The organism is Polaribacter sp. KT 15, assembly GCF_900143115.1.
Taxonomy (GTDB): domain Bacteria; phylum Bacteroidota; class Bacteroidia; order Flavobacteriales; family Flavobacteriaceae; genus Polaribacter; species Polaribacter marinaquae.
The window spans coordinates 1,008,004-1,020,438 of sequence record NZ_LT670850.1; the positions used below are offsets into that span (position 1 = coordinate 1,008,004).

Annotated in this window: 8 protein-coding genes; 2 read left to right on the forward strand and 6 right to left on the reverse strand. The window is 32.6% G+C overall.

What is annotated here, in order from left to right; translation table 11 throughout:
- Positions 1-12: 12 nt before the first annotated feature.
- Positions 13-3,075, reverse strand: a complete 3,063-nt coding sequence (locus tag B5464_RS04745) for a TAT-variant-translocated molybdopterin oxidoreductase (protein ID WP_079737419.1) — start codon at positions 3,073-3,075, stop codon at positions 13-15.
- Positions 3,076-3,163: 88 nt separating this feature from the next.
- Positions 3,164-4,465: a c-type cytochrome gene (locus B5464_RS04750; protein WP_079737420.1), complete on the reverse strand. Its 1,302-nt coding sequence runs from the start codon at positions 4,463-4,465 to the stop codon at positions 3,164-3,166.
- A 199-nt stretch (positions 4,466-4,664) separates the two neighbouring features.
- On the opposite strand from B5464_RS04750, the gene B5464_RS04755 reads away from it, so the two are divergent.
- Positions 4,665-5,033: an SPOR domain-containing protein gene (locus B5464_RS04755; protein WP_079737421.1), complete on the forward strand. Its 369-nt coding sequence runs from the start codon at positions 4,665-4,667 to the stop codon at positions 5,031-5,033.
- Between the two features lie 74 nt (positions 5,034-5,107).
- On the opposite strand, the gene infB is transcribed toward B5464_RS04755, so the two are convergent.
- The 3 genes from infB to rimP all read right to left on the reverse strand — a co-directional run bounded on the left by infB (position 5,108) and on the right by rimP (position 9,755).
- Positions 5,108-7,954 (reverse strand): translation initiation factor IF-2, encoded by a 2,847-nt coding sequence (gene infB / locus B5464_RS04760; protein ID WP_079737422.1) that lies wholly within the window; start codon positions 7,952-7,954, stop codon positions 5,108-5,110.
- A 70-nt stretch (positions 7,955-8,024) separates the two neighbouring features.
- Complete coding sequence (nusA, locus tag B5464_RS04765) at positions 8,025-9,281, reverse strand: transcription termination factor NusA (protein WP_079737423.1); 1,257 nt, start codon at positions 9,279-9,281, stop codon at positions 8,025-8,027.
- A 12-nt stretch (positions 9,282-9,293) separates the two neighbouring features.
- The gene (rimP, locus tag B5464_RS04770; protein WP_079737424.1) at positions 9,294-9,755 is read right to left on the reverse strand and encodes a ribosome assembly cofactor RimP; all 462 of its coding nucleotides are present in this window, start codon (positions 9,753-9,755) and stop codon (positions 9,294-9,296) included.
- Between the two features lie 176 nt (positions 9,756-9,931).
- Here rimP and B5464_RS04775 point away from each other — a divergent pair, with 176 nt between their 5' ends.
- Entirely contained in the window at positions 9,932-10,759 is an 828-nt protein-coding gene (locus tag B5464_RS04775; RefSeq protein ID WP_079737425.1) for a universal stress protein, read from the forward strand.
- A 57-nt stretch (positions 10,760-10,816) separates the two neighbouring features.
- Here the strand turns inward: B5464_RS04775 and B5464_RS04780 are convergent, their stop codons facing one another.
- A complete protein-coding gene (locus tag B5464_RS04780; protein ID WP_079737426.1) occupies positions 10,817-12,409 on the reverse strand; it encodes an NADP-dependent glyceraldehyde-3-phosphate dehydrogenase in 1,593 nt (530 codons plus the stop codon).
- Positions 12,410-12,435 lie beyond the last annotated feature (26 nt).

Genomic DNA, 12,435 nt, shown 5'->3' on the forward strand with positions numbered 1-12,435 from the left:
CTTAAAAATTAATTACGCTTCGTTTGTGTTTCTTACTTTAACTTGATAGATTACATTTGGCTTCGTTTGAAGGTAATCTAATACGTTATAAGCTCTTTTATCTTCTGCTAATGCAGCTACTTTATCTTCTTTGTTATTAACATCACCAAAAACCATTGCTCCTGTAGTACAAGCAGACGAACAAGCCGTTTCAAATTCATCAACATTTACCTTACGACCTTCTTTTTTAGCTTTAAGAATTGTTGCTTGTGTCATTTGAATACACATAGAACATTTCTCCATAACTCCTCTAGAACGCACTACAACATCAGGATTTAAAACCATCTTACCGTACTCGTTGTTCATATTGAAATCAAACTCGTTATTATTTGCATAATTAAACCAGTTAAATCTACGAACTCTATAAGGACAGTTGTTTGCACAATATCTTGTACCAACACATCTGTTATACGCCATTTGATTTTGACCTTGACGACCATGTGAAGTTGCTGCTACTGGACATACAGTTTCACAAGGAGCGTGATTACAGTGCTGACACATCATTGGTTGAAAAGTAACTTCCGGATTTTCTGCTTCAGTTTCTAAAGCCTCATAAGTAGCTCCTCTACTTAATCCTAATTCTTTTGCTTCTTCTCTAGTTTCCACTTCTGAAGAGTAATATCTATCAATACGCAACCAATGCATATCTCTACCAACTCTTACTTCATTTTTACCAACTACTGGTACATTATTTTCTGCATGACATGCTACAACACATGCCCCACAACCTGTACAAGAAGTTAAATCGATAGATAAATTAAAGTGATGACCAACTTCTCTGTTGTGTTCATCCCATAAATCTATTGTATTAGCTTCTACTTCTTTATGATCATAAGATACATAAGCTGGCTTGTTCCAACCATGATGATGATCTTTTGGATCTACATTCTTATAATCTTTTAATGAAGTAACTTTTAAAATATCGTGACGTCCTGCAATTGTTTTCTGTACTTGAGTACAAGCAAACTTATGAGTTCCAGATACTTTTTCTATAGAAACATTATATTGAATGTTATTACCTCCTTTGTATAAAGGATAAGCGTTAACACCAACTTTCATTTCGTCTTTTAAACCGAATGTTTTACCAAAACCTAATGATAAACCTACAGAACCTTTTGCTTGTCCTGGTTGAATCATTACAGGAACTACAACTTCTTCACCGTTTACGGTTACTTTTGCGTAATCTCCATTAATTGCTCCGTTATCTTTAACAGGGTTTTCAAAACCTAACGCTTTAGCATCTGCTATAGACATTGTTAAGTAGTTATCCCAAGAAGCTCTTGTAATTGGATCAGGGAATTCTTGTAACCAAGGATTGTTTGCTTGTTTACCGTCTCCTAAACCAGTTTTAGTATATAAATTCAACTCCATTTCTGAAGCTTTTGTACTCTTTTTTAAGTTTGATGCAACTTCTGATATAGAAACTTCTGAAACAAATTCAGATACAGAACTAGCATCAACAGTTTTACTGAAATAACCATTATGTAAAGCTTTATTCCAAGACGAACCACCTAAAACATTATCAGACCAAAATGACTTTAAGAAATCATAGTAAGTAGTAGAACTACCAGACCATTTTAATAAAGTATCTTGTACTTGACGCGTGTCGAATAAAGGTTGTATTGTAGGTTGCATTAAACCGAAGTTTTCTTCAGAAAACTGAGTATCACCCCAAGATTCTAAGAAATGTGGTGCAGGCAATGCGTATTCCATTGCATTTGTTGTAGCATTGTTTTCTACAGACAACGAAACCTTTAAATCAACTTTACTTAATGAATCTGTAAACTCAGCTGAATTTGGCAAAGTATAGGCAGGATCTACATTAACAGCTAATAAACCACCAACATTACCTGATTTCATATCAGAAACTAACGCTTCTACATCTTTAAAATTACCTTTACGAATATTTAAAGAATTATTAGCATCTAAAATCTCACTACTTAAATATTGATTGATTGCTAAAGAAATCAATTGAGCATTAACATCGTTAACACCTGTCATTACAACACCTTTAGAACCAGCCTTTTTTAATGTTTTTGCTAATTTCTTAATTTCAGCATCAATAGGAGTACTATTAGACGCTACTGAATTTCCTGTTAACTCTTTATAAAGATTCAACAATGAAAAAACAACATCAGAAGGTTTAGCTACCAAACGCTTATCTGCATTGGCACCACTTAAAGACATATTACTTTCTACCTGAACATGGTAAGACATTTTACCTGTTTCTGGTTTTCTACCATCAATATACGCTTTCTCAAATCCACCATGAAAATCTCCTAAGAAATCTGCACCAAAAGAAACTATTGTTTCAGCGTTTTGAAGCTTATAATTTGGCAAAGCTCTTCTACCATACATTTTCTCAAAAGCATCTGCTGCTGCTGATTCTGAAACAGCATCATAAACAACATGCTTAGCGTTAGGATATGTAGTTAAGAATTCACTTATAACTTTATCTGTAGAAGGGCTAGCCATCGTTCCTGTTAACAAAACAACTTGCTTACCCGCTTCTTTAAGACTATTTAATTTTTGACCTATTTCTTTATCTGCTTCAGCCCATGAAATAGCTGCTCCAGATTCGGTAGGTTCTTTCAAACGTAACTTCTCATCATATAAAGAAAGAACAGAAGCTTGCACTCTAGCACTTGTTGTCCCGTTTGCTTCTTTATTAGGCATTATTTGAATTGGTCTACCTTCACGAGTTTTTACTAAAATATTCGCAAAATCATAACCATCTGCCATAGAAGTAGCGTACCAATCTGCTACACCAGCAATAATATCATTTGGTTTAACAACATAAGGAATCGATTTAACAACCGGTCCTTCACAAGCTGCTAATGAAGCTGCCGCTGTAGTAAAGCCAACATACTTTAAGAAATCTCTACGAGAAGTAGAAGACGCCTCTAATGTTTCTTTATCTCCTAAAAAATCATCTGTAGGAATATTCTCTACAAATTCATTTTTACTCAGCGTTTCAACAACAGAACTATCTTTTAGTTCTTCAACACTTTTCCAGTATTTTTTGTTTGAAGCCATTTATACTTTTTTATTTAATGATTGAAAGATTTATAAAATTGATCAACAATTTTTTTCCTCTTTTAATTTTGAATCTTTAATTCTTTGTTTAGTAATGACATTTACCACACTCTAAACCACCCAACTGAGATATAGTTACTTTATCTACACCGTATTTCTTAGCTAACTGATCATGAATTTTTTCGTAATACTCATTTCCTTTTAAATCTACATTCGTCTCTCTATGACAATCAATACACCACCCCATTGTTAACGGAGAATATTGATACATCTCATCCATTTCCTCTACAGGACCATGACATTTTTGACATTTTACACCTGCAACAGTTACGTGCTGAGCATGATTGTAATAAGCAAAATCTGGAAGATTGTGTATTCTTATCCATTTTACTGGCTTTTCCTCTCCTGTATAAGCCAATTCATCTGGATCCCATCCTGCAGCTTTATAAACTTTAGCAATCTCTTGATCTAACTGCTCTTTACCATAAGTCTGACCGTTCCACTGAATCTCAGTTCCTTCAGCAACTTCTGAAATACCTTTATGACAGTTCATACAAACATTAACAGATGGAATCCCTGAATGCTTACTATGTTTTGCCGAAGAGTGACAATATTGGCAATCTATTTTGTTTTCACCTGCGTGAATCTTGTGCGAAAATGCAATTGGCTGAATTGGCTGATAACCTTGATCTACACCAACTTTAAACATTGTACCGAAAACAACGTAAGCACCAATCAATAAAACTAAAATAGTACCTAAAACTTTTAAGAAAGTATTTTCTTTAACACCAACCCAAAGCTCTTGTAAATCTCTTCTTAAATTAGACTCTACACCCGACTTCTTACTTCCTTTTAACTCACTAACTTGTTTTAACAAACTTGCGATCATTAAAAACGCTACAACAATTGCTGCCGCTAAGAAATAAATTAACCAATCTGGCGCACCACTTTTTTCTAATACTTGAGTTGTAGCACCTCCAGCTCCAGGAGCTGCAGCCTTTTTTATATCACCAACAGTTGTGTAATATAAAATATTGTCAATATTTTCATCCGTTAATTGAGGAAATGCATTCATTGCAGTTGCACTGTACTGCGCAGCTTCTGCAGCATCTGCATTCACTTTTTGAAATTCAGCATTGTTTTTAATCCAAGATTTTAACCAAGAATTATCTCTACGCTCTTCTACACCACCTAAAGCTGGTCCAACTAATTTCTTATCCAACTTATGACAAGAAGCACATAAAGATTTAAATAATTTTCTACCTTCTTTCTGACGAGCCTCATCAACATCTTGCGAATAAGTTGATGCACTAAAGGCAAAAAACAAAAGTAATGTAAGACTTTTTAGAAGTACAGAGTTTAGTCTACTATGCAATGTTACACTTTTCATATTTACAAACTATAATTTTAGTATTGTGTATAAATTCGTTCAAAAAACACATTTTGAACAGTTCAACAAAAGTACTACATATTGCTAAATTTTGAAAAGCTAATAGAATGTTAAATATCAATTTATAATAATTCTAAATAAGGAAAAGACTCAATTTATTCTTTAGCAAGTCGTTATTTTTGCAGAAACATTTAAGATTATGAAAAACACACTGTTTTTAAAGATATTTTTGTTCTGTTTATTTGTAAGTATTGGTAATTTAAATGCCCAAAACTCAACTAAAAAAGACAAAGAAGTAACTAATTTATTAGAAAAGAAAAGAAGTTATAACAAGTCTAATGGTTATGGTTACAGCATTCAAATTTATTACGGAAATGAACGAACTGCAAGGTCTAAACACGCACGTTTTAAAGTTCTTTATCCTAGAGTTTACACGAAGCTTGTATACAACAACCCAGACTGGAAAGTGCAAGTTGGTAACTACAAAACAAAACTAGAAGCAGACAGAGCTAATTTGATATTTAAAAAAGAATTTTCTGGTACAATTGTAGTACCTATGAAAAAATAAATGTCTAAAATATCAGAAAAAGAAAGCCGAAATTCAATGAAGAATTTCGGCTTTTATATTTGGTTAAAATCAGTTTATTTTAACTTCTTTTTTACTGCTACTTCTTTGTAAGCTTCAATTACATCACCTTCTACAATATCATTGTAATTCTTAACCTGAAGACCACAATCGTAACCTTTAGCTACTTCTTTAACATCATCTTTAAAACGTTTTAAAGAAGTTAATGTTCCGTCATGTACAACAATTCCATCTCTAATAATTCTAATTTGAGAATCTCTATAAATCTTACCAGACATAACCATACAACCTGCAATGTTACCTACTTTAGAAATCTTATAAACTTCTCTAATTTCGACATTACCTGTAACTTCTTCTTTCATTTCAGGAGATAACATTCCTTCCATTGCATCTTTAAGATCATTAATAGCATCATAAATAATAGAGTATGTTCTAATATCTACTTCTTCTCTATCTGCTACCATTCTTGCGTTTCCTTGCGGACGCACATTAAACCCTACAATAATTGCATCTGAAGCTGTTGCTAATAAAACATCACTTTCTGTAATAGCACCAACACCTTTATGTAAAATGTTTACTTGTATCTCTTCTGTAGATAATTTCTGGAAAGAATCTGTTAAAGCTTCTACAGAACCATCAACATCACCTTTTAAGATAATATTTAATTCTTTAAAGTCTCCTAACGCAATTCTACGTCCGATTTCATCTAACGTTAATGTTTTCTGAGTTCTTACAGATTGCTCACGTTGTAATTGAGATCTCTTAGATGCTATTTGTTTAGCTTCTCTTTCATCTTCAAATACGTTAAACTTATCACCCGCTTGTGGCGCACCGTCTAAACCTAAAATTGATACTGGAGTTGAAGGACCTGCTTCATTTAATTTTCTTCCTTTATCATCAAACATGGCTTTAACTTTACCACTGTTTTTACCAGCAAGAATATAATCTCCAATTTTTAAAGTACCAGCCTGTACTAAAATAGTTGTTACATAACCTCTACCTTTATCTAACTGTGCTTCTACAACTGTACCAACTGCATTTTTATTAGGGTTTGCTTTCAATTCTAAAATCTCTGCTTCTAATAAAACCTTTTCTAACAACTCTTCAATACCTTGACCTGTTTTTGCTGATATATCTTGAGACTGAATACTTCCACCCCATTCTTCTATCAACAAATTCATTGCAGATAATTGTGTCTTAACATTATCTGGATTAGCGTTTGGCTTATCAATTTTGTTAATCGCAAATATAATTGGTACTCCTGCTGCTTGTGCATGAGAAATTGCCTCTTTTGTCTGTGGCATTACATCATCATCTGCTGCAGCAACAATAATTACTAAATCCGTTACTTGCGCCCCACGTGCACGCATTGCCGTAAAGGCTTCGTGACCTGGTGTATCTAAGAAAGCTATTTTTTCATCACCAACATTAACAGAGTATGCTCCAATATGCTGTGTAATTCCTCCACTTTCTCCGTCTACAATATTTGCTTTTCTAATATAATCTAATAAAGATGTTTTACCGTGATCTACGTGACCCATTACCGTAATAATTGGCGCACGACTAATTAAATCTTCTGGCTTATCTACAACTTCTTCGATTGATTCTTCTACTTCTGCACCAATGAATTCTACTTTATAATTGAATTCTTCAGCAACAATAACAAGAGTCTCTGCATCTAAACGCTGATTCATTGTTACCATCATTCCTAACATCATACAAGATGAAATAATGTTAGTAACAGGTACGTCCATCATTGTTGCAACTTCACTTACCGTAACAAATTCTGTTACTTTTAAAACTTTGTTGTCTAATGCCTGTGCTTCTTGTTCTGCTTCAGACTGCTCTCTACGAGCATCCCTTTTATTTCTACGATATTTAGCTCCTTTACCTTTAGATGATTTCCCTTGAAGTTTTTCAAGAGTTTCTCTAACCTGCTTTTGGATATCTGCTTCTGTTGGTTCTTCTTTCTTAACAGCAGCTGGTCTATTATTACCTCTACCTTTATTGAAAGAACCTCTATTGTTTCCTGGACCTCTATTACCAGGACCTCTGTTTCCTTGAGTTCTATTACCAGCATTACCACCAGCTTTATTTACAATACGCTTACGCTTTTTTCTTGGATCTGAAGATGCATCCTTTTTAGCTTCTGGTTTTTTCTTCTTAGGCTTTTCGAATTGCTTTAAATCAATCTTCTTACCTGTAAAGTTTGGTCCGTCTAACTTCTTATACTGAGTTTTAATAGCTTCAGCATTTTCTGGAGTTACTTCTTCAGTTTTTTCTGAAGTTTTTGTAGCATCCTTTTTACCTTCTGCTTTTTTAGCAACCTTAGAAGCTTCTTTTTCAACTAAAGAAATAGGCTTATCTACCTTTACCTCTTTAACGACTTTTTTATCTTCTGATGGTTTAGCAACAGGTTCAGTTTCCTTTTTTACTTCTTCTTTAGGCTTTTCAACTTCCGTTGGTTTTTCAACTTTTGGCGCTTCTGCTTTTGGTGCTTCTTCTTTAGCCTCTACTTCTTGTTTTTTTGCTGCAGGCTTACCAATATTATCAATATCAATTTTACCAACAGTTTTAAACTCTAGTTTTTCGGCTTTAGCTTTAAGAACTTCTTCTTTTTTAGCGTCTTCTGCTCTTTTTCTCTCTTGCTTAGCTTCTAGTTCTGCACGAATAGCTTCTTTCTCTTTACGCTTCTCTTCACCAACCTCCTTAGATGCAGCTTTTTTGCTAGCATCTGTTTGGAAACCATCTAGGAGCACTTGATAGACCTCACCAGAAATTTTAGTAGTTGGTCTTGATTCTATTTCATGACCTTTATCTGCTAAATATTCTACTGCTCTATCTAGAGAGATATTTAATTCTCTTAAAACTTTATTAAGCCTCGTTGTTTTGCCTTCAGACATATATTATTTTTTAGCCTTTAATTTTGTAAAAATATACTTTTTTACGATTACTCTTTCACTATTTCACAAACTAATCTTCAAATTCTTCTTTTAGAATTCTTTGAACGTCTAAAATAGTTTCTTCTTCTAAATCAGTTCTCTTAACTAATTCTTGTACACTTGTTTCTAATACGCTTCTTGCAGTATCTAAACCAATGTTTTTAAATTCTTTTATTACCCAAGCTTCGATTTCATCACCAAATTCTGTTAATTCAACGTCTTCCTCTTCAAGACCTTCTCTCTTAACATCTATTTCGTAACCTGTTAATTCACTCGCTAAACGAATATTAACACCACCTCGACCAATTGCTTTAGAAACTTCTTCTGGCTTTAAAAGTACGTTTACACGACCTTTTTTACCATTTTTCTCTTCTTCGTACATTTCAATTTCCATTGAAGTCACTTTTGCAGGACTTAATGCTCTTGAAATAAATAGTTGTTCGTTTTTAGTGTAATTGATAACATCAATATTTTCATTACCTAATTCACGAACTATACCATGTATTCTAGAACCTTTAACACCAACACAAGCTCCAACAGGATCAATTCTATCATCATAAGAATCTACTGCTACTTTTGCTTTTTCTCCTGGTATTCTTGCTACACCTTCAACAGTAATTAAACCATCAAATACTTCTGGAATTTCTTGTTCAAATAATTTTGTTAAAAAAGCCGGAGAGGTTCTAGATAGAATTATTGCAGGTTTATTACCTCTTAATTCTACTGCTTTAATTACTCCTCTTACAGAATCTCCTTTTCTAAAGAAATCTGAACGTATTTGTTCACTTTTTGGCAATACAATCTCATTACCTTCATCATCTAACAAAATAATTGCATTATGTCTAATGTGATGTACTTCTGCACTATATAAATCGCCTTCTAAATCTTTAAATTGTTTAAAGATGTTAGTGCTATCGTGTTCATAAATTTTAGAAATTAGGTTTTGGCGTAATGCTAAAATTGCTCTTCTTCCTAAATCTACTAACTTAACTTCTTCAGAAACATCTTCTCCAATCTCAAAATCTGGCTCGATTAATCTTGCTTCTGCTAATTCTATTTCTTCGTTATCATCTTCAGAAAAACCATCTGCAACCACTACTCTATTTCTCCAAATCTCTAAATCTCCTTTATCTGGATTGATAATAATATCAAAATTATCATCAGACCCAAACTTTCGTTTTAAAGTAGCTCTAAACACTTCTTCTAAAATAGACATAAGTGTTACTCTGTCTATACTTTTATTATCTTTAAATTCTGAAAACGAATCAATTAATGCTATATTCTCCATTACATCTTTTGCTTAAAATACAATTTTCACTTTTGCTTCTTTAATCTCCTTATACTCTAATGTTACTGTTTTTTGTACCGTAACTTTTCCTTTACCAATTGGTTTTGGTTCTCTTGCCTTCCATTGTAAGACAATGTTGTCTTCTGTTGCATTTGTTAAAGTTCCTTCAAACTCTTTTTCTGCTGTTTTTACCTTAAGAATTCTATTAATATTTTTAAGATATTGCCTTTTCACCTTTAATGGATGAGCAATATCTGGCGTGGTTACTTCTAAAGAGAAATCTTCTTCTTCCCTATCTAAATTACCATCTATATTTTTACTAATTCTTATACATTCGCTTAATGGAACACCTTTATCACCATCAACTACAACTTGTATTTTGTTGTTTGCAGAAATAGATAAATCTATTAAATACAACGAGTCATTACTTGCCAACGCCTCTTCTACTAAGTCTTTTATTTTTTCTTGCTCCATCTTAAACCTTAAAATAAAGTATAAAAAGAGGGGACTTTTGAGTCCCCTTCCTTCTTCATTTACTATAAATTTCGGTGCAAATATACGAATTGTTTACGATTTACCAAACCAAGTCGAATTCAAAATTTTTTCGTAACTTTAGATACACGCTCTTTTCTAATTTAAAATTCTATATCATGAAAAAAATTTTAGTTCCAATAGATTTTTCAAAACCGTCTGAATATGCAGCTAAAATGGCTGCTAAAATTGCTGAAAAAACGAGTGCTTCAATTTATTTAATTCACCTCATAGAATTACCTACAGGAGTTATAGACATGGGTTCTGGTAGTAAATTTAGCATTCCAGAAAGCATGTTATACCTTCGAAAAACAAAAGAAAAAATAGTAGCTTTTAAAAACACTTTTTTTACTGATGAAATGAATGTAGAATACTTTATTAAATTAAGTAATCCTTTTGATGGTATTAAAAAATATGCAGAAAAAATTAACGCAGATTTAATTATAATGGGATCTAAAGGACATTCTGAATTTGAAGAAATTATGATTGGCTCAAATACAGAAAAGGTTGTTAGAAGCTCTAAAACTCCTGTAATTGTTGTTAAAAAAGATGATGCGAAAATTAAACTAAAAAACTTAGTTTTTGCTTCGAATTTTAAAGAAGAAAACAAAGAGGTTTTTAGTAAATTCCTCAATTTTGCAAATGCTTTTAATAGTAAAATTCATCTTTTAAAAATTAACACACCTTCTCAATTTGAAAGCACATTTAATGCAAAAGAGAAAGTAAAAACTTTTATAAAAGATTACAATCTACCTAAACACACAATAAACATATACAACGATGTTTCTGTAGAAAAAGGAATTCTTAATTATGCAAAAGAGAAAAAAGCAGACTTAATAGCTTTAAGCACTCACGGTAGAAGTGGTATATCTCACCTTTTTACAGGAAGTGTTACCAAAAACTTATCTAAAAAAGCTTTAAAACCGATGTTTACAGTTAAAGTCTAAAATAAAAAAGCTACTAAAATCTTATGAATTAGTAGCTTTTTTTATCTAAATTAATGTTTATAATATGTAATCTGTACTTATAAAATTAGAGTTTTTCTGATCTAAAATTTCTTGTAAAATAGCCTTATTATAATCTGTATCTTTTGCTGCTACAAAAGTTCTTATAGAAAAAGAACGCAAAGCATCATGAACACTTAAAGTTCCAACAGCAGAATCTTTTCTACCTGTAAAAGGATACACATCTGGCCCTCTTTGTGCTGCACTATTTAAGTTAACCCTACAAACTAAATTTACCAACGTATCAATTAAAGGCGCTAAAGTTTTAACATTGCTACCAAATACACTTACTTGTTGTCCGTAGTTAGAAGCAGCCATATCATCTATAGGCTCTTGCACATCTTTAAAAGACACTATCGGAATAACTGGCCCAAACTGTTCTTCTTCAAAAACTCTAGAATCTTTAGAAACCGGGTATAAAACTGCAGGAAAAATGTAATTTTCTGATGTTTTCCCTCCATTATTATTCAATACTTTTGCTCCTTTATCAGTAGCATCATCAATTAATTCTTGAATGTAAGCAGGTTTTCCTGGTTCTGGCAAAGGAGTTAATTTAACACTTTCTTCCCAAGGATTACCAAACTTTAAAGCATCTACACGTTCTGCAAACCTTTTATTAAACTCTTCAACAATATCCTCATGAACATATAATACTTTTAAAGCAGTACATCTTTGCCCATTAAAAGAAGTTGAACCCGCCAAACATTCGTTAATTGCCAAATCTAAATCTGCTTCTGGCAAAACAATTCCAGGATTTTTAGCTTCTAAACCTAAAATTAAACGCAATCTATTTTTCTGCGGATGATTTGCTTGAATAGCATTTGCAGACTTACTATTTCCAATTAAAGCTAAAACATCTACTAAACCAGTTTTCATTATTGGGGTAACTAACGTTCTACCTCTACCGTAAATTATATTTACTACACCAGCAGGAAAACTTGTTTGAAAAGCCTCTAACAAAGGAGTTAACAATAACACACCATGTTTTGCTGGCTTAAAAACAGTTGTATTTCCCATAATTAAAGCAGGAATTAACAACGCAAAAGTTTCATTTAAAGGATAATTGTAAGGCCCTAAACAAAGAACAACACCTAATGGTCCACGTCTAATATGCGCATGTACTCCGCTATTTTTTTCAAACTTAGCAGAATCTCTATCCATTTGTTTGTAATCTTCTATGGTATCGTAGATATACTCTATTGTCCTATCAAACTCTTTTTCAGAATCTGGTAAAGATTTTCCAATCTCCCACATTAAAAGCTTAACGATCTCTTCTCTTTTTGTTTTCATTTGTGCTACAAATTTCTCCATAGCAGCAATTCTACCTTCTACCTTCATTGTTGGCCATAAACCTTGCCCTCTTGCATAAGCATTCGAAGCAGCGTTTAAGGCTTCTAACGCTTCATTTTCAGATAAATTTGGCACAGAACCCAACAAAGTTGGTTTGTACTCTTCTGTTGATGAAATAGTAGAAAAAACATCCGCTTTATCACCATTCCACTTTTTTAATTCTCCGTTAATTAAATAAGTATCTTGACTTAAAGTCTCATTAATTTTATATTCGTTTGGTATTTCTTTAAACGTATAGTTCATACATGTAATTTTATAAATTATCTCTA

What these genes read in the sequence shown, in the direction of transcription:
- infB (WP_079737422.1), bottom strand. Translation starts at nt 7,954, where the DNA reads ATGTCTGAAGGCAAAACAACGAGGCTTAATAAAGTTTTAAGAGAATTA.
- B5464_RS04755 (WP_079737421.1), top strand. Translation starts at nt 4,665, where the DNA reads ATGAAAAACACACTGTTTTTAAAGATATTTTTGTTCTGTTTATTTGTA.
- nusA (WP_079737423.1), bottom strand. Translation starts at nt 9,281, where the DNA reads ATGGAGAATATAGCATTAATTGATTCGTTTTCAGAATTTAAAGATAAT.
- B5464_RS04745 (WP_079737419.1), bottom strand. Translation starts at nt 3,075, where the DNA reads ATGGCTTCAAACAAAAAATACTGGAAAAGTGTTGAAGAACTAAAAGAT.
- B5464_RS04780 (WP_079737426.1), bottom strand. Translation starts at nt 12,409, where the DNA reads ATGAACTATACGTTTAAAGAAATACCAAACGAATATAAAATTAATGAG.
- B5464_RS04775 (WP_079737425.1), top strand. Translation starts at nt 9,932, where the DNA reads ATGAAAAAAATTTTAGTTCCAATAGATTTTTCAAAACCGTCTGAATAT.
- rimP (WP_079737424.1), bottom strand. Translation starts at nt 9,755, where the DNA reads ATGGAGCAAGAAAAAATAAAAGACTTAGTAGAAGAGGCGTTGGCAAGT.
- B5464_RS04750 (WP_079737420.1), bottom strand. Translation starts at nt 4,465, where the DNA reads ATGAAAAGTGTAACATTGCATAGTAGACTAAACTCTGTACTTCTAAAA.